A 25,494-nucleotide genomic window follows, 5' to 3' on the forward strand; every position below is an offset into this window, starting at 1 on the left:
CCTCTCAATTATTTGTTATATCATATGTCTCTTCTTAGCTCTCAAGTAGTGGAGATTTGTTTGGCGTACCTGGTTTCCTTGGGTATTTCTTAGAAGTCTGTCTACGTTTATCAATCACTATCATTTGTCTTTCGCCAGCATCCTCAGGCAATTCAAATGAAAATGTTTCTTTCACGTTTCCACCTAAAATATTAATAGCAAAGTTCGCTTCTTGCAATTCCTCTTCGCCTTTAGATGACTTAAGTGCGATAAATTGGCCACCTTTTTTAACTAAAGGTAAGCACAATTCACTCAATACAGTAAGACGTGCAACAGCACGTGCTGTAACGATATCATAAGACTCCCTGTAGGCTCCCTTACCATAAGATTCCGCACGATCATGCACAAAACTGACATCTTGGAGGCCTAACTCTGCAGCTAAGTGATTGAGAAATTGAATTCGTTTATTAAGTGAATCCACAATCGTTACCTTCAATTCAGGAAAAACTATTTTCAAAGGAATACTTGGAAATCCTGCACCAGCTCCAACATCGCAAATGCTTAATTCTCCATCGAAGTCATAATAGAAGCTAGGTGTAATTGAATCATAGAAGTGTTTTAAGTATACATCATGTTCTTCCGTAATACTTGTTAAGTTCATCTTTTCATTCCACTCAACAAGTAATTGATAGTACGTTTGGAATTGTTCTTTTTGCGTTTCAGACAATTCAATGCCATGTTCACTTAATTTCTTAGATAGCCATTCTACACTCATTATTGATTCACCCTTTGAAGTTTCCCTTGTTCTAAATAGACAAGTAAAATTGAGATATCTGCTGGATTTACACCAGATATACGTGAAGCTTGTGCAATATTTAATGGTTTTACTTCTGCTAATTTTTCTCTAGCTTCAGAAGCTAAACTATCTACTTTATTATAATCCAAGTCTTCAGGAATTTTCTTCTCTTCCATACGTTTTACTTTTTCAACTTGTTGTAAAGATTTATTGATATAACCTTCATATTTCGTTTGTATTTCAACTTGTTCTTCAACCGCATCAGGTAGTTGGTGGTCTTCTTCTAGAATCTCTAAAATCGTATCATAAGTCATCTCAGGACGACGTAATAAATCAATTGCTAAGATACCATCTTTCAAGCGTGAGCCACCTTTAGACTCGATAACAGATTGAGTGTGATCGTTTGGTTTAATACGAATGTCAGTTAAGCGTTGAATTTCATTTTGAATTTGTTGACGTTTCTCATTAAAGCGTGCGTAGCGTTCATCAGAAATCATGCCTAACTCATAACCTACATCAGTTAAACGTAAATCTGCATTATCATGACGTAGTAATAAACGATATTCAGCACGAGAAGTTAATAATCTATATGGTTCATTAGTTCCTTTAGTCACTAAGTCATCAATTAATACACCGATATATGCATCAGAACGACTTAAGATTTTCTCTCCAGTACCTAGCACTTTACCTGCTGCGTTAATACCTGCCATGATACCTTGTCCTGCCGCTTCTTCGTACCCTGACGTACCATTAATTTGACCTGCAGTATATAAGTTCTTAATTGATTTTGTTTCAAGGGTTGGCCATAACTGTGTAGGCACAATCGCATCATATTCGATTGCATAACCTGCGCGCATCATGTCTGCCTTTTCAAGACCAGGAATTGTCTCTAACATTTGACGTTGAACATGTTCAGGAAGACTTGTAGATAAACCTTGTACATACACTTCATTCGTATTACGACCTTCAGGCTCTAAGAAAAGTTGGTGTCTAGGTTTATCGTTAAAACGAACAAATTTATCTTCAATTGATGGACAATATCTAGGACCAGTACCTTTAATCATACCTGAATACATCGCAGATAAATGAAGATTATCATCAATCACTTTGTGAGTTTCACCATTTGTATATGTTAACCAACAAGGTAATTGATCTAAAATATATTCAGTCGTTTCATAACTAAATGCACGACCTACATCATCACCGGGTTGAATTTCAGTTTTAGAATAGTCGATTGTTTTAGCATTCACACGTGGAGGCGTACCTGTCTTGAATCGAACTACATCAAATCCAAGTTGTCTCAAGTTGTCAGCTAAAGTGATAGAAGGTAATTGATGGTTTGGACCACTAGAGTATTTCATGTTACCTAAGATGATTTCACCACGTAAGAACGTACCTGTTGTAACAACTACTGCTTTAGAGCGGTATTCTGTTCCAATATTCGTACGTACGCCTTTCACTTCATTTTCTTCAATAATTAACTCATCCACCATGCCTTGCATAATATCTAAGTTATCTTCGTCCTCGATTACACGTTTCATTTCTTGTTGATATAACACTTTATCTGCTTGTGCACGTAATGCTCTTACAGCCGGCCCTTTACCAGTATTCAACATACGCATTTGGATATGTGTTTTATCAATCGTTTTAGCCATTTGTCCACCTAACGCATCGATTTCACGCACTACAATACCTTTTGCAGGGCCACCAACGGATGGATTACATGGCATAAAGGCAATATTATCTAAATTAATTGTTAACATTAACGTTTTCGCGCCACGTCTTGCAGAAGCTAAGCCCGCTTCAATTCCTGCATGACCAGCTCCAATGACAATTACATCATACTCTTGAACCACTTTTTTACCTCCTTATATTCTTAAAAACTTTTCCGGAAAATGAAGACACCCTACCGTCTTATTCCTTAAATATTAAATATCATTATTTACCTAAACAGAATTGACTAAACAGTTGATCAATTAACTCATCGCTCGCTGATTCTCCAATGATTTCACCAAGTATTTCCCAAGTACGCGTTAAATCAATTTGAACCATATCCATAGGCACACCAGATTCAGCAGCATCTATCGCATCTTGAATTGAATGTCTAGCTTGTTTTAATAAAGAAATATGACGTGAGTTAGATACATATGTCATATCCTGATTTTGAACTTCTCCACCGAAGAATAAATCTCTAATTTGAATTTCTAATTCATCTATACCTTCTTGTTTTAACATAGAAGTTTGGATTAATGGCATGTCACCAATCATTTCTTTAACTTCATTTATATCTAAACGTGGTTCTAAATCTGTTTTATTAATAATTACAATAACGTCTTCGTTCTTCACAACTTCATACAATGTTTGATCGTCTTCTGTTAGAGGTTCATTATTGTTAAGAACAAATAAGATTAGATCCGCTTCACTTAATGCTTTACGTGAACGTTCGACACCAATCTTCTCTACAATATCTTCTGTATCACGTATACCTGCTGTATCAACTAATCGTAATGGTACCCCTCGTACATTGACATATTCTTCTAAAACGTCTCTAGTCGTACCAGCTACTTCAGTAACGATCGCTTTATTATCTTGAATAAGATTATTTAACATTGAAGATTTACCTACATTAGGACGACCAACGATAACGGTTGATAATCCTTCACGCATTATCTTACCTTGAGTACCTGTTTCAAGCAGTCGATTAATTTCTTCTTTAATATTCTTAGACTGTTCAAGTAAAAACTCAGTTGTGGCATCTTCAACGTCATCATATTCAGGGTAATCAATATTAACTTCTACTTGAGCGAGAATCTCCAATATGGATTGACGTTGTTTTTTAATAAGGTCACTTAAACGACCTTCAATTTGATTCATTGCTACTTTAGAGGCGCGATCAGTTTTAGAGCGTATGAAATCCATAACTGCCTCTGCTTGAGATAAATCAATACGACCATTTAAGAAAGCACGCTTCGTATATTCACCTGGTTCAGCCATACGTGCACCATACGTCATAGTTAATTCCAGTATGCGATTAATTGTTAAAATACCGCCGTGACAATTAATTTCAATGATATCTTCTCTAGTAAATGTTTTTGGTGCACGTAGCACAGATATCATCACTTCTTCGACAGTTTCATTAGTTTCTGGATCAATAATATGACCGTAGTTAATCGTATGTGTATCTACTTCAGATAATTTTTTCTTTCCTTTATAAAGTGTATCTCCTATTTCAATGGCTTGTGGGCCTGATAAACGGACAATACCGATAGCTCCTTCGCCGATAGGTGTTGAAATACTAGTAATCGTATCAAAATCCATAAGAGTCTCGCCTCCTTATTCAAGTAAAATTTCATTATAACATTGTAAATTGTTTCTCTATAAAAAGCTAACATAGTGCTTTTAAAGTATCCGAGTTAGGCTTACGTTTGTCTTAGGTAAGACTTCGGTTAGTCTTATTTAAAGCATATCCCCTACCCTACTTTATCTTTTTATTAAATACCTTAGCTATTTTTAGTACATGTTCTAAACTACCTTGAATTTCTAAAGTTGTCATATCTCTAGATGGATGCCTTGCAATAACAACAATATCTTTAGCTATAATATCTTCTTTGTGAACTTTAAAATTTTCTCTAATAGCTCTTTTAATTCTATTTCTAGTTACAGCATTACCCAATTTCTTAGAAACACTTATACCTAAACGAAAATGTTTATTTTCTTTATTATTATAGGTATAAACCACAAATTGTCTATTCGCTACAGATTTACCTTTTTTATAAATAGTTTGGAAATCTGAATTTTTCTTTATACGATATGCTTTTTCCACATAACATCACTCGCTTATTCAATTATCCATTATATGAATGTTTTTATTTCAAATGAATCTTTTTTCCTAATTAAAACGAAAAAAAAGACCACTGATGAGTCAGTGATCTTATGCTGATAAAACTTTACGGCCTTTACGACGACGACGCGCTAAAACTTTACGGCCATTTTTAGTGCTCATGCGTTTTCTGAAACCATGAACTTTACTATGTTTACGTTTATTTGGTTGATAAGTACGTTTTACCATGCAAAACACCTCCATCTGTATTCAATTATCTAATATTTCCAATTTCATACCTTGAAACTGGCTCATATACATAGATAAATTATCAAAGTATGTTGCAGCCTATAGTACTAACATACTTCATTTGAGCAATTGCTCTCTTATTGTGTCTGCTATTAAGAAATTTCTTATTTAGCTCATTATTATCTAGTCATAATTCAAGCAACTACTACAATATAACAAAATCCCTTTTATAAAGCAAGATGATTTTATGATGTATAGCATATCTTTCAATTAAATTTTCAGTTTTAAATCATTACGATTCTTGCAGCTCAAGAATTTTATATTAGTTATACATTTTTCATACATGTGTTATAAATTATTTCCCAAACGATTATTAAGAAATAATGAAGATTATATAAAGTTATCCACTTATTCACAAAACTATTGCTTATTTCTGTGGATAAAATAGAGTTCATACACATAGTTATGCCAAATTTAAGAACATATTCACAGTCATTTGACATCTGTCTAAGTTAAAAAGTATAATTATGTGGATAAGTCGTTCAATCAATGATTTTATAAGGATTTATTTATTAAACTTTTATACATAATTACTGTGAATAAATCATAGTATTGTGATAGTTATCCACTATATGTGATTAACTTGTGGATAATTATTAACATGCTGTGATTATTTTTATCCACTAATGTTATTTATGTGTATAAGTCAAAAATTTTAAGAAAGATGGAGTTTTTATGTCAGAGAAAGAAATTTGGGACAAAGTTTTAGAACTTGCTCAAGAAAGAATTTCACATACCAGTTATCATACGTTTATTAAAGATACTCAACTCTATTCACTTAAAAATGACGAAGCCATTATTTTAACGAGCCTATCTTTTAATGCGAATTGGCTTAATCAAAAATACTCTGAAATAATGCAAGCTATTATATATGATGTCATTGGTTATGAAGTGAAACCGCTATTTATTACTGAAGATGAACTCGCCGACTATAACAATGGTGCATCTAATGAACCTCAAGAACCACAAACGTCAACATCTACAATTGAAGATAATGATGGTGGTAAAGAACAATTTAATATTCATAACACATTCGATACATTTGTTATTGGTCCAGGGAACCGCTTCCCACATGCTGCAAGTTTAGCTGTAGCTGAAGCACCAGCTGAAGCTTATAACCCATTATTCATTTATGGGGGCGTAGGTTTAGGTAAAACACACTTGATGCATGCGATTGGTCATCATGTTCTTAGTAATCAACCTAGTGCTAAAGTGATTTACACATCTAGTGAGAAATTTACTAACGAATTTATCAAATCTATTCGTGATAATGAGACTGAAGCTTTCCGTGAGAAGTATCGAAACATCGATGTATTACTTATAGATGATATTCAATTCATTCAAAATAAAGAACAGACGCAAGAAGAATTCTTCCATACATTTAATGAATTACATCAAAACAATAAACAAATAGTTATTTCAAGTGATCGTCCACCTAAAGAAATTGCTAAATTAGAAGATCGATTACGTTCACGTTTCGAGTGGGGATTAATCGTTGACATTACACCACCTGATTACGAAACAAGAATGGCGATATTACAAAAGAAAATTGAAGAAGAAAACCTTGATATACCACCAGAAGCGCTTAATTATATTGCCAATCAAATCCAGTCAAATATTCGTGAACTTGAAGGTGCACTCACTAGACTTTTAGCTTATTCCAAACTTCAAGGCAAACCGATAACTACAGAATTAGCTGCTGAAGCTCTAAAAGATATTATTCAAGCACCTAAATCCAAAAAGATTACAATTCAAGATATTCAAAAAGTCGTTGGTCAATATTATAGTGTACGCATTGAGGATTTCAGTGCTAAAAAACGTACTAAATCTATTGCATATCCGCGTCAAATTGCTATGTATCTATCCCGTGAATTGACTGATTTCTCACTACCAAAAATTGGAGAAGAATTTGGTGGACGAGATCATACAACTGTCATTCATGCACATGAAAAGATAGCTAACGACATCAAAGCAGATCCTACTTTTAAACAAGAAATCGAAAACTTAGAAAAAGAAATTAGAAATCAGTAACGGGAAATAACAAGATAAGTCTTATACTCTAAGCAACCAGATTTAAAAAGATAAATTTCGGGAATAATTACAATGAAAATGAAGTAAATAATTTTCTCAAAATATGAGAGTTAAGAAATGGATAAAGCAAAGAATTGTGGATAATGTTTAAAAGTAGTACACAGCATACACAGTTTATCCACATGTGCATAACTTTGCTATTTCGGACATTTATGGACTTATCCACCAATCCACAGTCCCTACTACTATTACTATGAATTTAAAACCTATATAATTATATATAAACGACTGGAAGGAGTTTAGAAATTAATGATGGAATTCACAATTAAAAGAGATTATTTTATTAATCAACTTAATGACACATTAAAAGCAATTTCACCTAGAACAACATTACCAATTTTAACTGGTATCAAAATTGATGCTAAAGATAATGAAGTGATTTTAACTGGTTCAGATTCAGAAATCTCAATTGAAATTACAATTCCTAAACAAGTTGACGGTGAGGACATCGTTGAAATCTCAGAAACAGGATCAGTAGTACTCCCTGGTCGTTTCTTCGTAGATATCATCAAAAAGTTACCTGGTAAAGATGTTAAATTATCTACAAATGAACAGTTCCAAACATTGATTACTTCAGGACATTCAGAATTTAACTTAAGTGGATTAGATCCAGATCAATATCCATTATTACCTGAAGTATCAAGAGATGACGCAATTCAATTATCAGTTAAAGTACTTAAAAACATCATTGCTCAAACAAATTTTGCAGTGTCCACCTCAGAAACACGCCCAGTGTTAACTGGTGTGAACTGGCTTATACAAGATAATGAATTAATATGCACTGCCACTGACTCACACCGCTTGGCTGTAAGAAAGTTACAATTGGAAGATACTTCTGAAAATAAAAATGTCATCATTCCAGGTAAAGCTTTATCAGAATTAAATAAAATTATGAGTGATAGTGACGAAGATATTGATATCTTCTTTGCATCAAACCAAGTTCTATTTAGAGTAGGAAACGTTAACTTTATCTCTCGTTTACTTGAAGGTCATTATCCAGATACAACGCGTTTATTCCCAGAAAACTATGAAATTAAGTTAGGCATCAATAACGGTGATTTCTATCACGCTATCGATCGTGCATCTCTTTTAGCACGTGAAGGTGGAAATAATGTTATTAAATTGAGCATTGGAAATGAGTTAGTAGAATTATCCTCAACATCACCAGAAATTGGTACAGTAAAAGAAGAAGTAACTGCAAATGATGTTGAAGGTGGAAACTTAAAAATTTCATTCAACTCTAAATACATGATGGATGCTTTAAAAGCCATCGATAATGACGAAGTTGAAGTAGAATTCTTTGGAACAATGAAACCATTTATTTTGAAACCGAAAGATGACGATTCAGTAACTCAATTGATTTTACCAATTAGAACTTATTAGTTAGACCATATGGATTAAAACATAAAAATTTAATAATGCTATAATGAGTTTAGAGATTGTCACTTAGACAATCTCTTTTTAGTTACTTTAAATTCATTTTAAAGATACTGAGAGGTATTTTAAGAAACATCAATAAATTTTTTAGGGTAAACCTCCTATTTGTTAAAATTAAGTAAAATACCCCTTTAAATTTAAATTAGAGAAGCATACACAATTAAAATATGATGTCTCTTAAAACTAAAAAAATTTACCAAGTAGATTGCAGATTTTGAAAAATAAAAATATATATCAAAGTAAACGATTTCATTCTTTATTTTAAATGAAATCTAAGGCAAAAAAAGGTATAATATATTAATGACACATAAAGAAATGGAGTGATAATTTTGGTTCAAGAAGTTGTTGTAGAAGGAAACATAACTTTAGGTCAATTTCTTAAAACTGAAGGCATTATTGAATCTGGTGGACAAGCTAAATGGTTCCTCCAAGATTTCGAAGTTTTAATAAACGGCCAACGTGAGACACGTCGCGGGAAGAAATTAGAACATAACGACCGAATTGATATCACAGAATTACCTGAAGATACTGGTTCTTTTCTAATCATCCATCAAGGTGAACAATGAAACTTAATACACTCCAATTAGAGAATTATCGTAACTATGAAGAGGTTACATTAGATTGTCATCCTGAAGTGAATATCCTCATAGGAGAAAACGCGCAAGGAAAGACAAATTTACTTGAATCAATTTATACGCTAGCGCTAGCTAAAAGTCATCGTACTTCGAATGACAAGGAACTCATACGTTTTAAAGCTGACTATGCTAAAATAGAAGGTGAGCTGAGTTATAGACATGGCACAATGCCACTTACAATGTTTATAACTAAAAAAGGTAAACAAGTTAAAGTCAATCACCTTGAACAAAGTAAACTGACTCAATATGTGGGACACTTGAATGTCGTTTTATTTGCTCCTGAAGATTTGAATATTGTTAAAGGTTCACCACAGATACGACGACGTTTCATAGACATGGAGTTAGGACAAATTTCAGCCGTTTACTTAAATGATTTAGCTCAATACCAACGTATTCTTAAACAAAAGAATAACTATTTGAAGCAATTACAAATTGGGCAGAAGACAGATACGACAATGTTAGAAGTGTTAAATCAACAATTTGCTCAATATGCTTTAAAGGTAACGTTACGTCGTGAGCATTTTATAAAAGAACTGGAAGAACTTGCGCAACCGATTCATTCAGGGATTACGAATGAGCGTGAGAAGTTAGGACTTAAATATTTACCAAGTTTAAAGTTAAGTGATTATGAGAAGGAAGAGTCAGAATTGCTCGAGGAGGTCATCGAATTATTAAACGATAACCTTCAAAGAGAGAAAGAAAGAGGTGTGTGTCTTTATGGACCACATCGAGATGATTTAGGATTCAATGTTAATGACATGGATGCACAAACATATGGATCACAAGGACAACAAAGAACTACAGCATTGTCGATCAAATTGGCAGAGATTGAATTAATGAACATCGAAGTTGGAGAGTATCCAATATTATTACTGGACGATGTACTCAGTGAACTTGATGATTCACGTCAAACGCATCTTCTAAGTACAATCCAACATAAAGTACAGACATTTGTGACTACAACCTCTGTTGACGGTATAGACCATGAAATTATGAATAATGCTAAGTTATACCGTATAAGTCAAGGCGAATTACTAAAGTAATAAGAAAGTGATGGTGAATACATTGTCAGATGTAAACAACACAGATAATTATGGTGCTGGACAGATACAAGTATTAGAAGGTCTTGAAGCGGTGCGTAAAAGACCAGGTATGTATATTGGTTCAACTTCTGAAAGAGGCTTGCACCATTTAGTATGGGAAATTGTTGATAATAGTATTGACGAAGCATTAGCAGGTTATGCTAATCAAATAGAAGTCGTAATTGAGAAAGACAATTGGATAAAAGTTACTGACAATGGCCGTGGAATTCCAGTTGATATTCAGGAGAAAATGGGACGTCCTGCTGTCGAAGTTATCTTAACGGTATTACATGCTGGAGGTAAATTCGGCGGTGGCGGATATAAAGTATCAGGTGGGCTTCATGGTGTTGGTTCATCAGTAGTTAACGCGCTTTCCCAAGACTTAGAAGTATATGTGTACAGAAATGATACTATTTACCACCAAGCGTATAAAAAAGGTGTACCTCAATTTGACTTAAAAGAAATCGGTGAAACAGATCAAACAGGTACGGCAATTCGTTTTAAAGCTGATGGCGAAATTTTTACAGAGACAACTGTGTATAATTATGAAACATTACAACAACGTATACGCGAACTTGCTTTCTTAAACAAAGGTATCCAAATTACGTTAAGAGATGAGCGTGAAGAGGAAGGCCGTGAGGATTCTTATCACTATGAAGGCGGTATTAAATCTTACGTAGAATTATTAAATGAAAATAAAGAGCCACTTCATGAAGAACCTATCTACATACATCAAACAAAAGATGATATTGAGGTTGAAATCGCTCTTCAATATAACAGTGGATATGCGACTAACTTATTAACATATGCCAATAACATTCATACGTACGAAGGTGGTACGCACGAAGATGGCTTCAAACGTGCGTTAACACGTATTCTTAATAGTTACGGTATTCAAAGTAAGATTATTAAAGAAGACAAAGATAAACTTTCAGGTGAGGATACACGTGAAGGTCTAACAGCTATTATTTCAATTAAACACGGCGATCCTCAATTCGAAGGACAAACTAAAACGAAATTAGGTAACTCTGAAGTACGTCAAGTAGTGGATAAATTATTCGCTGAATACTTCGAGCGTTTCTTATTCGAGCATCCTGCCGTAGGTCGAATTATCGTTGAAAAAGGTATCATGGCGTCTAGAGCACGAGTAGCAGCTAAAAAAGCACGTGAGGTTACACGTCGTAAATCAGCATTAGATGTATCAAGTTTACCTGGTAAATTAGCGGATTGCTCTAGTAAAAATCCTGAAGAGAGTGAGATTTTCTTAGTAGAGGGTGACTCTGCCGGGGGGTCTACAAAATCAGGTCGTGATTCAAGAACTCAAGCGATTTTACCATTAAGAGGTAAAATCTTGAACGTGGAAAAAGCACGTTTAGACCGTATCTTAAATAACAATGAAATTCGCCAAATGATCACTGCTTTTGGTACAGGTATTGGTGGAGAATTTGATATTTCAAAAGCACGCTATCATAAAATCGTAATCATGACTGATGCGGACGTTGATGGTGCGCATATCAGAACACTATTACTCACATTCTTCTATCGCTTTATGAGACCGTTAATTGAAGCGGGCTATGTTTACATTGCACAGCCACCTTTATACAAATTAACGCAAGGTAAACAAAAGTATTATGTATTTAACGATAGAGAGTTAGACAAGCTTAAAGCTGAATTAAACCCTACTCCTAAATGGTCAATCTCTCGTTACAAAGGTCTTGGTGAGATGAATGCAGACCAATTATGGGAAACGACTATGAATCCAGAACATCGTTCAATGTTACAAGTAAGACTTGAAGATGCAATTGATGCAGACCAAACATTTGAAATGTTAATGGGTGATGTTGTTGAAAATCGTAGACAATTTATAGAAGATAATGCAGTTTACGCCAACTTAGATTTCTAAGCATTATGAATTGAACTTTTGAAGGAGGATATCTTGATGGCTGAATTACCTCAATCAAGAATTAATGAACGAAATATAACCAGTGAAATGCGTGAATCATTCTTAGACTATGCCATGAGTGTTATCGTGTCACGTGCATTACCTGATGTTAGAGATGGTTTAAAGCCAGTGCACCGTCGTATATTATATGGTCTGAATGAACAAGGTATGACACCAGATAAACCATATAAGAAATCTGCACGTATTGTTGGGGACGTTATGGGTAAATATCACCCACATGGTGACTCTTCAATATACGAAGCCATGGTAAGAATGGCACAAGACTTCAGTTACCGTTATCCTCTTGTAGATGGTCAAGGTAACTTTGGTTCAATGGATGGTGATGGCGCAGCAGCAATGCGTTATACCGAAGCACGTATGACTAAGATTACGTTAGAACTTTTACGTGATATCAACAAAGATACAATTGATTTTATCGACAACTATGATGGTAATGAAAGAGAGCCGTCAGTCTTACCTGCACGCTTCCCAAACCTTTTAGTTAACGGTGCTGCAGGGATTGCCGTAGGTATGGCTACTAATATTCCTCCTCACAATTTAACAGAAGTCATTGATGGTGTATTAAGTTTAAGTAAGAATCCTGATATCACGATCAATGAATTGATGGAAGATATTCAAGGTCCTGACTTTCCGACTGCAGGTCTTATTTTAGGAAAAAGTGGTATCCGCCGTGCATATGAAACAGGTCGTGGTTCTATCCAAATGCGTTCACGTGCAGAGATTGAAGAACGCGGTGGTGGACGTCAACGTATCGTAGTAACTGAAATACCATTCCAAGTTAATAAAGCACGTATGATTGAGAAAATTGCTGAACTTGTTAGAGATAAAAAAATCGATGGTATTACCGACTTACGAGATGAAACAAGTTTACGTACAGGTGTTAGAATCGTTATTGACGTACGTAAAGATGCGAATGCAAGCGTTATTCTTAACAACTTATACAAACAAACACCGTTACAAACATCATTCGGTGTAAATATGATTGCCTTAGTTAATGGCAGACCTAAGTTAATTAACTTAAAAGAAGCATTAATTCACTACTTAGAGCATCAAAAAACAGTTGTAAGACGACGCACTGAGTACAATTTAAGAAAAGCTAAAGACCGTGCGCATATTCTAGAAGGTTTAAGAATAGCTCTAGATCATATTGATGAAATTATCACGACAATTCGTGAATCAGAAACAGATAAAATCGCGATGGAAAGCTTACAAGAACGCTTTAAGCTATCTGAACGTCAAGCACAAGCTATCTTAGATATGCGTTTAAGACGTTTAACAGGTTTAGAACGCGATAAGATTGAATCTGAATATAATGAATTACTTGAATACATTAAAGAATTAGAAGAAATTCTAGCTGATGAAGAAGTATTATTACAATTGGTTCGTGATGAACTCTCTGAAATCAAAGAACGATTTGGAGATGAACGTCGTACTGAAATTCAATTAGGTGGATTAGACGATATTGAAGATGAAGATTTAATCCCAGAAGAACAAATTGTAATTACTTTAAGTCATAATAATTATATTAAACGATTACCTGTTTCTACATATCGTTCACAAAACCGTGGCGGACGTGGTGTACAAGGTATGAACACACTTGAAGAAGATTTCGTGAGTCAGTTAGTTACTTTAAGTACACACGATAACGTGCTCTTCTTCACGAATAAAGGTCGAGTATATAAACTTAAAGGTTATGAAGTTCCTGAGCTGTCTCGTCAATCTAAAGGTATCCCAGTCGTTAACGCGATAGAACTTGAGAATGACGAAACGATAAGTACGATGATTGCGGTTAAAGATCTTGAAAGTGAAGAACATTACCTTGTATTTGCTACAAAACGAGGTATTGTTAAACGTTCAGCGTTAAGTAATTTCTCACGTATTAATAAGAACGGTAAAATCGCAATAGGCTTCAAAGAAGACGATGAACTAATAGCCGTACGCTTAACAACTGGTAATGAAGATATACTTATCGGTACATCGCACGCATCACTTATTCGCTTCCCTGAATCTGCCTTACGTCCTCTAGGTCGTACAGCAGCAGGTGTGAAAGGTATCACACTACGTGAAGGCGACGTGGTTGTAGGTTTAGATGTGGCTCACGCAGAAAGTGAAGATGAAGTTCTAGTTGTTACTGAAAATGGCTACGGTAAACGTACACCAGTAGATGAATACCGATTATCTAATCGTGGTGGTAAAGGTATTAAAACAGCAACTATTACTGAACGTAACGGTAATATCGTTTGTATCACAACAGTCACTGGTGAAGAAGACTTAATGGTTGTGACCAATGCAGGTGTGATTATTCGCTTAGATGTGGAAGATATCTCTCAAAATGGTCGTGCTGCACAAGGTGTACGTCTAATGAGATTAGGCGAAGGTCAATTTGTTTCAACAGTTGCTAAAGTTAAAGAGGAAGAAGATAATCAAGCAGACTCAGATGATACTGATGCGAGCGAGACAGCAACTGAAGAAGTTATTGATGACCAAACACCTGGTAATGCTATTCATACAGAAGAAGCCGAAGATGTAACTAATGAAGAAACAGATGATAACGCTAATGATGATAGAATCGATGTTCGACAAGACTTTATGGATCGTGTAAATGAAGATATTGAAAGTGCTTCAGACGACGATGATGACAACGAATAATAGATATTAAAGCAGGTTCTCGCTATATAGTGAGAACCTGTTAATTTTTAGACTACCCTGCTTGAGGGTAGTCTTTTTTATTATAAAAAAAGCACACCAGCAATAGGTATTCACAATAAGTGAACAACTTTGAGGTGTGCATCGTAAATAGTATTTAATATATAACGTGTCTATAACTTAACCTTCCAATTGTTTCATAACATAAGGAATTTCACTGATTAAACGAGAAGGTGGTACGACATACATAGACTCAGATAATTTCTCTCCAATATAACTATGTGTGTAAGTCGCACTTGTAACGGCATCTTTAAGACTATCAAATTGACCAACGAAGCTTGTAATCATACCAGCAAGTGTATCTCCCATACCACCAGTAGCCATTGCTGGTGTACCGATAGATAATTTGTAAGCATCATCTTTAAAGTAAATTTCAGTACCATGTTGTTTTAAAACGACAGTAGCACCTAAGTTATTAACAGCTTCACGATTACGTTCATATGTTTGTTCTTCGATAGGAATCCCACTTAAACGTTCCCATTCTTTTTGATGAGGAGTGAAAATCACACGACATGTAGGAATTTGAGGTTTCAATTTACTAAATATGATGATTGCATCTCCATCTACAATAAGATTTTGGTGTGGTTGAATATTTTGTAGTAAAAACGTAATCGCATTATTACCTTTGAAGTCCACACCTAATCCAGGCCCGATTAAGATACTATCGGTAGCTTCGATCATTTTAGTTAGCATCTTCGTATCATTGATATCAATTACCATTGCTTCTGGGCAACGTGAATGTAATGCTGCATGATTATTAGGATGTGTTGCGACTGTAATTAATCCACTACCACTATAGACGCATGCGCGCGCAGCAAGCATAATTGCGCCACCCATATTGGCAGAACCACCAATTAATAAAATCTTACCATAATCGCCTTTATGCGTTTCATCTTTTCTTATAGGAATGTTAACTGTATCTAACGTTTCCATAATGACATAACCTCCGTTAAAAAACTCACTTCTCGCATCTCGTACACAAGACATCCGACCGTCTTAAATTTCACTTTATAAATTGTTGTGTACATCCATTTTTAAGAAATTAAAGTCCTTTAAAATTGCCCAATCTCTTTTAAATACAATAGAAAATACTATACCTGTAATACTCTTTAGTCAATAGCTATTTTAGAAATTTAATAATGAATACCTCTATCCGCACAAAATATCAAAAATACCATTTCCATCTACCTTATTAAAATAATAAATAATAATATTCCTATTTCTTTAACCTGTTAAATTATTACATTGATAATGCATTATAAAAAGTGCAAAAAGTGTTGTTAATATAAAAATGAAAACGTATACTTTCCTGTAATGGGGTTAAAATTTAAACAAAGGGGTTGTTTATATGACATTAATTTTAGATGGAGAGGCTTTGACTATTAAGGAAATTAAGACGTTTTTAAGCCAAGACTTACAAATTGATATTTCAGAGGATGCCATTGAACGAGTGACGAAAAGTCGCCAAGTCGTTGAACGTATCATACAGAATAAAGAAACAATCTATGGTATCACAACTGGCTTCGGTCTATTTAGTGATGTTTTAATCGATCCAGGTCAATATAACGAATTACAAGTCAATCTCATTCGTTCACATGCATGTGGTATCGGGAAACCATTTTCAGAAGAAGTGGCATTAGTCATGATGGTGTTGCGCTTAAATACATTATTGAAGGGGCATTCAGGTGCGACACTTGAGTTAGTTGAACAATTAAAATTCTTCATTAACGAACGTATTATTCCAGTGATTCCGCAACAAGGTTCATTAGGGGCATCAGGGGATTTAGCGCCTCTATCACATCTTGCACTTGCACTCATTGGTGAGGGTGACGTTTATTATAACAATGAACAAGTCGACAGTCGCTACGTCCTTAATGAGTTAGGACGTGAACCGTTAAAACTACAAGCTAAAGAAGGCTTGGCACTTATCAATGGGACACAAGCAATGACAGCTCAAGGTGTGATTAATTTCATTGAGGCAGAGGATTTAGGTTATCAAGTGGAATGGATTGCTTCACTCACGCATCAAGCTTTAAATGGTATTACAGATGCGTATAATCATAACGTGCACAAAGTCCGGAATATTAAAGAACAAGTAGATGTGGCAGCACGCATGCTTAACTGGCTTGAAGATTCACAGCTTACGACACGCCAAGCTGAATTACGAGTGCAGGACGCTTATAGTTTACGTTGTATTCCTCAAATCCATGGTGCAAGTTTCCAAGTGTTCAATTATGTAAGAGAAAAATTAGAATTTGAGATGAATGCAGCTAATGATAATCCTCTTATCTTCGATGAGGATGATGAAACATTAGTGATTTCAGGTGGTAACTTCCACGGTCAACCAGTCGCACTTGCATTAGACCATCTAAAATTAGGCGTGAGTGAATTAGCCAACGTTGCAGAGCGACGTCTAGAACGTTTGATTAATCCTCAATTAAATGGAGATTTACCTGCATTTTTAAGTCCTGAGCCAGGGTTACAAAGTGGCGCTATGATTATGCAATATGCTGCTGCAAGCCTTGTCTCTGAAAATAAAACCCTCGCACACCCAGCGAGTGTAGATTCAATTCCATCTTCAGCAAACCAAGAAGATCATGTATCAATGGGCACAATCGCTTCAAGACATGGTTACCAAATGATTGAGAATACACGTCGTGTGATTGCGATTGAATGTGTCATCGCATTGCAAGCTGTGGAATTAAAAGGTGTAGATAAATTATCTCCTAAAACACGTGAGAAATATGAAGAATATCGTAAAATCGTGCCTTCAATCAATCAAGATCGACAATTCCACAAAGATATCGAAGCGGTAGCGCAGTATCTAAAAGATGATGCTTATCACAGAGCATAAATACGAGGTAGTTTACACACATTTACATTTACTTGAAAAGTTAAAAAGACTTTGCTATATTAAAAATAACTTAATAAAACATTGTTCGTAGGCTAAGTAGCATTAACCGGACGATTTCAGAGAACTTGTGGTTAGTGAGAACAAGCAATCGACTTTGATGTGAATCTACCTACTTTATGAGAGCAATCGGTAATAACCGTTATTTTAGTTAAGTGCAGTTTAGAATAAGTGATTCAACGTTTATTTTAAATTGTTAAATAGGGTGGCAACGCGTAGACCACGTCCCTTGTCTGGGATGTGGTCTTTTTTTATGATTTTATACATACGTGCCCCCATTAAATCTATATTTTATTTGGGAAAGGATGAAGGTTACATGTTAGATATTCGTTTATTTAGAAATGAACCAGAAAAAGTTAAGAGCAAAATTGAATTAAGAGGAGACGATCCTAAGGTCGTTGACGAAGTTTTAGAATTAGATGAACAACGACGTCAATTAATCAGTAAAACTGAAGAAATGAAAGCAAGACGTAATAAAGTCAGTGAAGAAATCGCTCAGAAGAAACGTAATAAAGAAGATGCTGATGACGTTATTGCAGAAATGCGTAACTTAGGTGATGAAATTAAAGAAAACGATGCTAAATTAAATGAAGTTGATAATAAAGTAAGAGATATTTTAATCCGTATTCCAAACTTAATTAACGACGATGTACCTCAAGGGGATTCAGATGAAGAAAACGTTGAATTGAAAAAATGGGGTACACCACGTGAATTTGATTTCGAACCAAAAGCACATTGGGACTTAGTTGAAGAACTAAAAATGGCAGACTTCGAACGTGCTGCTAAAGTATCTGGTGCGCGTTTCGTTTACTTAACTAAAGATGGTGCATTATTAGAACGTGCATTAATGAACTATATGATTACGAAACATACAACTCAACATGGTTACACAGAAATGATGACACCTCAATTAGTGAATGCAGATACTATGTTTGGTACAGGTCAACTTCCTAAATTCGAAGAAGATTTATTTAAAGTTGAAAAAGAAGGCCTATACACAATTCCAACAGCAGAAGTACCTTTAACAAACTTCTACAGAGATGAAATCATTCAACCAGGAGTGTTACCTGAAAAATTCACTGGGCAAACGGCATGTTTCCGTAGTGAAGCGGGTTCAGCTGGTAGAGATACAAGAGGATTAATTCGTTTACACCAATTCGATAAAGTTGAAATGGTTCGTATCGAAAAACCTGAAGATTCTTGGGATGCTTTAGAAGATATGACTAAAAATGCTGAATCAATTTTAGAAGAATTAGGATTACCATATCGTCGAGTTATCTTATGTACAGGCGACATTGGCTTCAGCGCTAGTAAAACATATGACCTAGAGGTATGGTTACCAAGCTACAATGATTATAAAGAAATTAGTTCTTGCTCAAACTGTACTGATTTCCAAGCACGTCGTGCTAACATTCGCTTTAAACGTGATAACTCAGCTAAACCAGAATTAGCTCATACATTAAATGGTAGTGGTTTAGCCGTAGGTCGTACATTTGCAGCTATCGTTGAAAATTATCAAAATGAAGACGGTACAATCACAATTCCTGAAGCATTAGTTCCATTCATGGGTGGAAAAACTAAAATTTCTAAACCTACAAAATAATAACTTAGAATAGGCTAAATAATTACTACAATACAACGATGAATGACTCAATTAATTATTTGAACTGTCGATAAGATCTTAACGATTTTGTCGACAGTTTTTTTGTTGAACAGGGTAGGGGAAGAGAAATGATTCAACTTCAAATCTTCAAAAATGAGAGGGATGTCTAAAAGAAGAAACAAAATTCTGAAATTTTATAATCGTTGTAGTTACAACGATTTGACTATGAGGTTTGTCTTACTTCACACAAACCGAAGTCTAAAAATATTGAACAACTTTTCCAAATATAATAGACTTATTTTACTATTTTAGAAAGTGGAATGGAGGCTGATCAAATGACCCATCTTTCATTTAAGCAAGGGGTAAAAGAATGTATTCCTACTTTATTTGGATACGCCGGAGTAGGTTTATCATTTGGTATCGTTGCAGCCTCTCAAAACTTTAGTATCTTAGAAATTATTTTATTATGTCTCATTATTTACGCCGGTGCCGCACAATTTATTGTTTGCGCTTTAGCGATTACAGGTACTCCAATATCTGCTATCGTGTTGACCACACTTATCGTTAACTCACGTATGTTTCTATTAAGTATGACTTTGGCGCCTAATTATAAACAATATGGATTATGGAATAGGGTAGGTCTCGGTACATTATTAACCGATGAAACCTTCGGAGTTGCCATTACGCCATATATTAAAGGTGAAAAGATTAATGATCGTTGGCTTCATGGTCTTAATATCACAGCATATCTTTTTTGGACTATTTCGTGTGTGGCCGGCGCCCTTTTCGGCAAATATATTTCTAATCCTAATGCACTTGGATTAGACTATGCGATTACTGCAATGTTCATTTTCCTAGGTATATCTCAATTTGAGTCAGTGAAGAAATCAAGATTTCGTATATATATAATTTTAATTATCTGTGTAATCACAATGATGCTTCTTTTAAGTTTAGTGATGCCTTCATATGTAGCAATATTAATAGCCGCAACATTCGCTGCAGCCTTAGGGGTGGTGATGGATAAATGACAACAGATTTACACACACTGATACTTATTATTTTATGTGGAATTGTAACGTTACTCGTTCGAATTATTCCCTTTATGATGATATCTAGAGTTCATTTACCTGAAATTGTCGTTAAATGGCTTTCATTTATTCCTATCACATTATTTACCGCACTTGTCATTGATGGCGTCATACAACAACACGATAACACCTTTGGATATACGCTCAATTTGTCATATATTATTGCGATTATACCAACAGTACTCCTTGCCATTTTCACACGTAGCCTTACTATCACAATAATTGGAGGTATTATTACTATCGCTTGTTTACGTTTAATTTTTTAACTCCTGAAAATGACAGCAAAGTATTGAAGTCATAAACCATTTTAGTTAATATTATATTAATTAGAAAATTCCGACTATTTAAGATTGAAATTTAATCAACATCAATATACAAATCAATTCAACAAATCTTATTTCGAGAAGCTGAGGGAATTGGCCCGACGATGCTTCAGCAACCGACTAATGATAGCACGGTGCTACAACCAACGAGAATCTCGAATGATAAGTACTGACCAGCTTCCTACTTTTTTCATTTGAGTAGGAAGCTTTTTTGTAAGAGGAGGTAGCGTTAACGATGACGAATTACAGAGTAGATACGTTAGAATTAGGGACATTTACAACTGAATCAGGAGAAACCATTAATAATTTAAAATTACGCTATGAACACGTTGGATATAAAGGTCAACCATTAGTTGTTGTTTGTCACGCATTAACAGGTAATCACTTAACTTATGGAACAGACGAGAAACATGGATGGTGGCGTGAAATTATAGATGGTGGTTATATTCCACGTCATGATTATCAATTTCTAACTTTCAACGTTATTGGTAGTCCCTTTGGTTCAAGTTCCAAACTTAATGACCCTAATTTTCCACAGCATCTTACATTACGAGATATTGTTAAAGCGATTGAAAAAGGTATCAAAGCACTAGACTTCGATAAGATAAACATCCTAATTGGAGCAAGTCTAGGTGGTATGCAAGCAATGGAATTGCTGTATAATAATCAATTTCAAATCGACAAAGCCATTATTCTCGCAGCAACTGGTAAAACGTCATCATACAGTCGTGCTTTCAACGAGATCGCCCGACAAGCAATTCATCTTGGTGGGAAGGAAGGCTTAAGTATCGCTCGACAACTTGGCTTCTTAACATACCGCTCCTCTAAAAGTTATGACCAACGATTTACACCAGATGAAGTTGTAACGTATCAACAGTATCAAGGAAATAAATTCAAGAAAAACTTTGATTTACAATGTTATTTAACACTGCTCGACGTCTTAGATAGTCACAATATTGATAGAGGACGAGATGATGTTGATGAAGTCTATCAATCATTAGATACAAAAGTTCTAACGATGGGGTTTATAGATGATTTACTTTATCCAGATGATCAAGTAAGAGCAGTCGGAGAGAGATTTAAATATCATCGCCATTTCTTTGTGCCAGATAATGTAGGACATGACGGCTTCCTTCTAAACTTTAACGATTGGGCTCCAAACCTCTACCATTTCTTGAACTTAAAACAATTTAAAAGGAAATAAACACAGCTATATTTAGACATACTAAACTTTGGCTAAGCAAAGTAAGTATGTCTTTAGCATAAGTGCTACTAATTAATGACGAAGTCATTAAAAGTAGCGCTTTATTGTTAATTTTTGGCAAAGAGGTTAAAATAGAAGTTATAGTCAAAAAGTATGGGAGTGGCGTGTGTGTTTTCAAAAATACAACCTAAAGCAACTATTATTGCAACTATTTCATTACTGATAGTCGCTTTAGTAACACATGTATTACCTATTCTCGGCTTAATTTTATGTTTATTTGCAACGATTCCTGGCATCGTGCTATGGAACCGCTCTGTACAATCATTTGGAATTAGCGCTTTAGTAACAGTGATTCTGACAACGTTATTAGGTAATACATTTGTCTTAAGTATGATGGTACTTATCTTAATTTTAAGTTTTATCATCGGTCAATTACTTAAGGAAAGAACTTCAAAAGAAAGAATTCTTTATGTTTCAACGGTTTCATTGAGTTTAATAACATTGATTGGATTCATGTTATTACAAACATTCGAAAAAATTCCAAAAGCAGCCGTATTAATTAAGCCATTTAAAGATGCGATGTATGATGCCATCTTAACAAGTGGATTAAATTCTAACTATAGACAGATTCTTGAGGAAGGTTTCCGACAATCAACGGTCCAACTCCCTAGTTATCTTATTATAGTCATTTTCCTTTTAATCTTAATTAATCTGATTATTACATTTCCTATCTTACGTAAGTTTAAGGTCGCAACTCCGATCTTTAAGCCATTATTCGCATGGCAAATGAATCGTGTACTATTATGGATTTATCTTATAGTTCTTATTTGTGTAATGTTTGCGAACCAACCAAGTATATTCCAAAGTATCGTCTTGAACTTTGAGGTTGTGTTATCATTAGTGATGTATATCCAAGGTTTAAGCGTTATACATTTCTTCGGTAAAGCTAAGAGATGGCCGAATGCTGTAACGATTTTATTAATGGTGGTGGGGACACTACTTACACCGATGACACATATCGTTGGTTTACTTGGAGTTATTGATTTATGTATTAATTTAAAACGAATTATTAAAAAATGATTATTAACTAAGTGATTAGAGGTGGAAGAATGAACCGTCAATCCACTAAAAAAGCATTGCTCATACCTTTTATACTCATGGTACTTACAGCCATTGCATTAGTCATCGTATGGTTTATTTTCAACCAAATCGTCGCTGGCATTGCTGCAGCAATCCTCGTCGTGATGATTATTATTAGTGGCGTGTTATTGAGACAAGCTTTTCTTAAAATGGATAATTATGTGGATGATTTAAGTGGTCACATCTCGGCAAGTAGCAATAAAGCAATCAAACATTTGCCGATTGGGATGATTGTGTTAGATGAAGATAACCACATTGAATGGATGAACCAATTCATGACAGAACACGTTGAAACTAATGTGATTTCTGAAAATGTAAACGAAGTCTTTCCTAACATATTGAAACAATTAGAAAAAGTACAAGAAGTAGAAATTGAACATAACAATTATCATTACCATGTGCGATATTCAGAGAATGAACATTGTTTATATTTCTTTGATATCACAGAAAGCGTACATACCAACGAGTTGTATGAAGATTCAAAGCCAATTATCGCAACGTTGTTCTTAGACAACTATGACGAGATTACGCAGAATATGAACGATACACAACGTTCAGAAATCAACTCAATGGTTACACGTGTCATTAGCAGATGGGCACAAGAATACAATATTTATTTCAAACGTTATAATTCTGATCAATTCGTTGCATATCTTAACCAAAAGATATTAGCAGAACTTGAAGATTCAAACTTTGAAATTTTAAGTCAGTTGAGAGAGAAAAGTGTCGGTTACCGTGCACAACTCACTTTAAGTATCGGTGTCGGTGAAGGTACAGAGAACCTTATTGACCTAGGGGATTTATCTCAATCTGGTTTAGACTTAGCACTCGGTCGAGGAGGCGACCAAGTAGCCATTAAAAATATGAATGGTAACGTTCGCTTCTACGGTGGTAAGACTGACCCTATGGAGAAACGTACGCGTGTACGTGCCCGAGTAATTTCTCACGCACTTAAAGATATATTAACTGAAGGCGACAAGGTAATTATTATGGGACATAAACGCCCTGATTTAGATGCAATTGGTGCAGCAATTGGTGTCTCACGTTTTGCATTAATGAATAATTTAGAAGCCTTTGTCGTTCTCAATGATTCAGATATTGATCCGACTTTACGTCGTGTCATGGACGAAATTGATAAGAAACCAGAATTGAAAGAACGCTTTGTCACTTCAGATGAAGCTTGGGATATGATGACGTCTAAGACGACAGTCGTTGTCGTGGATACGCACAAGCCTGAAATGGTCTTAGATGAAAATGTCTTAAATAAAGCAAACCGTAAAGTCGTTATTGACCACCACAGACGTGGCGAAAGCTTTATTTCAAACCCACTATTGGTATATATGGAGCCATATGCAAGTTCAACTGCAGAGCTTGTTACTGAATTATTAGAATATCAACCAACTGAACAAAGATTGACACGTTTAGAATCAACAGTCATGTATGCAGGTATTATAGTAGATACTAGAAACTTCACATTAAGAACAGGTTCAAGAACATTTGATGCTGCAAGTTATTTACGTGCGCATGGTGCAGATACAATCTTAACGCAACACTTCTTAAAAGATGATGTAGATACTTATATTAATCGTTCAGAACTTATTAGAACGGTTCAATTACAAGATCATGGCGTAGCAATCGCTCATGGTTCAAATGATAAAATCTACCATCCTGTTACGGTTGCACAAGCAGCCGACGAGTTGTTAAGTTTAGAAGGTATCGAGGCATCTTATGTTGTGGCTAAACGTGAAGATAACCTCATCGGTATCTCTGCACGTTCACTAGGTTCTATCAACGTTCAATTAACGATGGAAGCATTAGGTGGTGGTGGACACCTTACAAATGCTGCCACACAAATTAAAGGTGTCACTATAGAAGATGCTATAGAACAATTACAGCAAGCAATTACAGAACAAATGAGTAGGAGTGAAGATGCATGAAAGTAATTTTCAAACAAGATGTTAAAGGTAAAGGTAAAAAAGGCGAAGTAAAAGACGTACCAGTAGGTTACGCAAACAACTTCTTACTTAAAAACAACTATGCTGTAGAAGCAACTCCTGGTAACTTAAAACAATTAGAACAACAAAATAAACGTGCTGAAGCAGACAGACAACAAGAAATTGATGATGCGAAAGCACTTAAAGAAAAATTAGAAAACATCGAAGTTGAAGTATCAGCTAAAACAGGTGAAGGCGGTAAATTGTTTGGTTCAATCAGTACTAAACAAATTGCCGAAGCATTAAATAAACAACATGATATTAAAATTGATAAACGCAAAATGGACTTACCACATGGTATCCACGCGTTAGGTTATACAAATGTGCCAGTTAAATTAGATAAAGAAGTTGAAGGTACAATTAGAGTACACACAGTAGAACAGTAATTTCGAAAATAACAAAGATGGATTGAA

20 protein-coding genes, 1 riboswitch and 1 other annotated feature are annotated in these 25,494 nt (G+C 34.9%); of the genes, 14 read left to right on the top strand and 6 right to left on the bottom strand.

Annotated features, from left to right (window positions below):
* Window positions 1–34: 34 nt before the first annotated feature.
* From rsmG to rpmH, 5 genes are all read right to left on the bottom strand, one after another.
* On the bottom strand, window positions 35–754 hold the full coding sequence (gene rsmG / locus AC3WQX_RS10185) for a 16S rRNA (guanine(527)-N(7))-methyltransferase RsmG (protein ID WP_002454373.1): 720 nt from the start codon (window positions 752–754) through the stop codon (window positions 35–37).
* Window positions 754–2,631 (bottom strand): tRNA uridine-5-carboxymethylaminomethyl(34) synthesis enzyme MnmG, encoded by a 1,878-nt coding sequence (gene mnmG / locus AC3WQX_RS10190; RefSeq protein WP_030061526.1) that lies wholly within the window; start codon window positions 2,629–2,631, stop codon window positions 754–756. Before mnmG ends, rsmG begins: the two co-directional genes overlap by 1 nt.
* An 82-nt stretch (window positions 2,632–2,713) precedes the next feature.
* Complete coding sequence (mnmE, locus tag AC3WQX_RS10195; protein ID WP_492740142.1) at window positions 2,714–4,093, bottom strand: tRNA uridine-5-carboxymethylaminomethyl(34) synthesis GTPase MnmE; 1,380 nt, start codon at window positions 4,091–4,093, stop codon at window positions 2,714–2,716.
* 157 nt (window positions 4,094–4,250) lie between these two features.
* Window positions 4,251–4,598: a ribonuclease P protein component gene (gene rnpA / locus AC3WQX_RS10200; RefSeq protein ID WP_030061530.1), complete on the bottom strand. Its 348-nt coding sequence runs from the start codon at window positions 4,596–4,598 to the stop codon at window positions 4,251–4,253.
* A 108-nt stretch (window positions 4,599–4,706) separates the two neighbouring features.
* Window positions 4,707–4,844: a 50S ribosomal protein L34 gene (gene rpmH, locus AC3WQX_RS10205; RefSeq protein ID WP_000240855.1), complete on the bottom strand. Its 138-nt coding sequence runs from the start codon at window positions 4,842–4,844 to the stop codon at window positions 4,707–4,709.
* Between the two features lie 735 nt (window positions 4,845–5,579).
* On the opposite strand from rpmH, the gene dnaA reads away from it, so the two are divergent.
* The 6 genes from dnaA to gyrA all read left to right on the top strand — a co-directional run bounded on the left by dnaA (window position 5,580) and on the right by gyrA (window position 14,761).
* The gene (gene dnaA / locus AC3WQX_RS10210; RefSeq protein WP_016898446.1) at window positions 5,580–6,935 is read left to right on the top strand and encodes a chromosomal replication initiator protein DnaA; all 1,356 of its coding nucleotides are present in this window, start codon (window positions 5,580–5,582) and stop codon (window positions 6,933–6,935) included.
* A 309-nt stretch (window positions 6,936–7,244) separates the two neighbouring features.
* Window positions 7,245–8,378 (top strand): DNA polymerase III subunit beta, encoded by a 1,134-nt coding sequence (gene dnaN / locus AC3WQX_RS10215; protein ID WP_049427084.1) that lies wholly within the window; start codon window positions 7,245–7,247, stop codon window positions 8,376–8,378.
* Window positions 8,379–8,752: 374 nt separating this feature from the next.
* The gene (gene yaaA, locus AC3WQX_RS10220) at window positions 8,753–8,998 is read left to right on the top strand and encodes a S4 domain-containing protein YaaA (RefSeq protein ID WP_002454368.1); all 246 of its coding nucleotides are present in this window, start codon (window positions 8,753–8,755) and stop codon (window positions 8,996–8,998) included.
* Window positions 8,995–10,110: a DNA replication/repair protein RecF gene (recF, locus tag AC3WQX_RS10225; RefSeq protein ID WP_023349972.1), complete on the top strand. Its 1,116-nt coding sequence runs from the start codon at window positions 8,995–8,997 to the stop codon at window positions 10,108–10,110. Before yaaA ends, recF begins: the two co-directional genes overlap by 4 nt.
* 10 nt (window positions 10,111–10,120) lie before the next feature.
* Entirely contained in the window at window positions 10,121–12,052 is a 1,932-nt protein-coding gene (gene gyrB, locus AC3WQX_RS10230; protein ID WP_023349973.1) for a DNA topoisomerase (ATP-hydrolyzing) subunit B, read from the top strand.
* Window positions 12,053–12,088: 36 nt separating this feature from the next.
* The gene (gene gyrA / locus AC3WQX_RS10235) at window positions 12,089–14,761 is read left to right on the top strand and encodes a DNA gyrase subunit A (protein ID WP_037550842.1); all 2,673 of its coding nucleotides are present in this window, start codon (window positions 12,089–12,091) and stop codon (window positions 14,759–14,761) included.
* Window positions 14,762–14,938: 177 nt separating this feature from the next.
* Here the strand turns inward: gyrA and AC3WQX_RS10240 are convergent, their stop codons facing one another.
* On the bottom strand, window positions 14,939–15,751 hold the full coding sequence (locus AC3WQX_RS10240; protein ID WP_030062309.1) for an NAD(P)H-hydrate dehydratase: 813 nt from the start codon (window positions 15,749–15,751) through the stop codon (window positions 14,939–14,941).
* 415 nt (window positions 15,752–16,166) lie between these two features.
* Here AC3WQX_RS10240 and hutH point away from each other — a divergent pair, with 415 nt between their 5' ends.
* From hutH to rplI, 8 genes are all read left to right on the top strand, one after another.
* Window positions 16,167–17,672 (top strand): histidine ammonia-lyase, encoded by a 1,506-nt coding sequence (gene hutH, locus AC3WQX_RS10245; protein ID WP_002434518.1) that lies wholly within the window; start codon window positions 16,167–16,169, stop codon window positions 17,670–17,672.
* A 76-nt stretch (window positions 17,673–17,748) separates the two neighbouring features.
* Window positions 17,749–17,962: a binding site (T-box leader), on the top strand.
* A gap of 83 nt (window positions 17,963–18,045) precedes the next feature.
* On the top strand, window positions 18,046–19,332 hold the full coding sequence (gene serS, locus AC3WQX_RS10250; protein WP_002434130.1) for a serine--tRNA ligase: 1,287 nt from the start codon (window positions 18,046–18,048) through the stop codon (window positions 19,330–19,332).
* Window positions 19,333–19,667: 335 nt separating this feature from the next.
* Window positions 19,668–20,360, top strand: a complete 693-nt coding sequence (locus AC3WQX_RS10255) for an AzlC family ABC transporter permease (RefSeq protein ID WP_002434554.1) — start codon at window positions 19,668–19,670, stop codon at window positions 20,358–20,360.
* Window positions 20,357–20,686: an AzlD domain-containing protein gene (locus AC3WQX_RS10260; protein WP_030062311.1), complete on the top strand. Its 330-nt coding sequence runs from the start codon at window positions 20,357–20,359 to the stop codon at window positions 20,684–20,686. Before AC3WQX_RS10255 ends, AC3WQX_RS10260 begins: the two co-directional genes overlap by 4 nt.
* Window positions 20,687–20,811: 125 nt before the next feature.
* Window positions 20,812–20,912, top strand: a riboswitch (SAM riboswitch).
* 66 nt (window positions 20,913–20,978) lie between these two features.
* Entirely contained in the window at window positions 20,979–21,947 is a 969-nt protein-coding gene (metX, locus tag AC3WQX_RS10265; RefSeq protein WP_030062313.1) for a homoserine O-acetyltransferase MetX, read from the top strand.
* Window positions 21,948–22,100: 153 nt separating this feature from the next.
* On the top strand, window positions 22,101–23,027 hold the full coding sequence (locus tag AC3WQX_RS10270; protein WP_030062315.1) for a YybS family protein: 927 nt from the start codon (window positions 22,101–22,103) through the stop codon (window positions 23,025–23,027).
* 29 nt (window positions 23,028–23,056) lie between these two features.
* Complete coding sequence (locus tag AC3WQX_RS10275; protein WP_023349981.1) at window positions 23,057–25,024, top strand: DHH family phosphoesterase; 1,968 nt, start codon at window positions 23,057–23,059, stop codon at window positions 25,022–25,024.
* Complete coding sequence (gene rplI / locus AC3WQX_RS10280) at window positions 25,021–25,467, top strand: 50S ribosomal protein L9 (RefSeq protein ID WP_002434521.1); 447 nt, start codon at window positions 25,021–25,023, stop codon at window positions 25,465–25,467. The genes AC3WQX_RS10275 and rplI overlap by 4 nt, the downstream gene beginning before the upstream one ends.
* Window positions 25,468–25,494: the final 27 nt, after the last annotated feature.

This window comes from Staphylococcus sp. FW104-15G4D, assembly GCF_058790135.1.

Coding starts and splice junctions, on each gene's coding strand:
- rsmG (WP_002454373.1), bottom strand. CDS start 754: ATGAGTGTAGAATGGCTATCTAAGAAATTAAGTGAACATGGCATTGAA.
- mnmE (WP_492740142.1), bottom strand. CDS start 4,093: ATGGATTTTGATACGATTACTAGTATTTCAACACCTATCGGCGAAGGA.
- rpmH (WP_000240855.1), bottom strand. CDS start 4,844: ATGGTAAAACGTACTTATCAACCAAATAAACGTAAACATAGTAAAGTT.
- dnaA (WP_016898446.1), top strand. CDS start 5,580: ATGTCAGAGAAAGAAATTTGGGACAAAGTTTTAGAACTTGCTCAAGAA.
- dnaN (WP_049427084.1), top strand. CDS start 7,245: ATGATGGAATTCACAATTAAAAGAGATTATTTTATTAATCAACTTAAT.
- recF (WP_023349972.1), top strand. CDS start 8,995: ATGAAACTTAATACACTCCAATTAGAGAATTATCGTAACTATGAAGAG.
- gyrB (WP_023349973.1), top strand. CDS start 10,121: ATGGTGAATACATTGTCAGATGTAAACAACACAGATAATTATGGTGCT.
- gyrA (WP_037550842.1), top strand. CDS start 12,089: ATGGCTGAATTACCTCAATCAAGAATTAATGAACGAAATATAACCAGT.
- AC3WQX_RS10240 (WP_030062309.1), bottom strand. CDS start 15,751: ATGGAAACGTTAGATACAGTTAACATTCCTATAAGAAAAGATGAAACG.
- hutH (WP_002434518.1), top strand. CDS start 16,167: ATGACATTAATTTTAGATGGAGAGGCTTTGACTATTAAGGAAATTAAG.
- serS (WP_002434130.1), top strand. CDS start 18,046: ATGTTAGATATTCGTTTATTTAGAAATGAACCAGAAAAAGTTAAGAGC.
- AC3WQX_RS10255 (WP_002434554.1), top strand. CDS start 19,668: ATGACCCATCTTTCATTTAAGCAAGGGGTAAAAGAATGTATTCCTACT.
- AC3WQX_RS10260 (WP_030062311.1), top strand. CDS start 20,357: ATGACAACAGATTTACACACACTGATACTTATTATTTTATGTGGAATT.
- metX (WP_030062313.1), top strand. CDS start 20,979: ATGACGAATTACAGAGTAGATACGTTAGAATTAGGGACATTTACAACT.
- AC3WQX_RS10270 (WP_030062315.1), top strand. CDS start 22,101: ATGGGAGTGGCGTGTGTGTTTTCAAAAATACAACCTAAAGCAACTATT.
- AC3WQX_RS10275 (WP_023349981.1), top strand. CDS start 23,057: ATGAACCGTCAATCCACTAAAAAAGCATTGCTCATACCTTTTATACTC.
- rplI (WP_002434521.1), top strand. CDS start 25,021: ATGAAAGTAATTTTCAAACAAGATGTTAAAGGTAAAGGTAAAAAAGGC.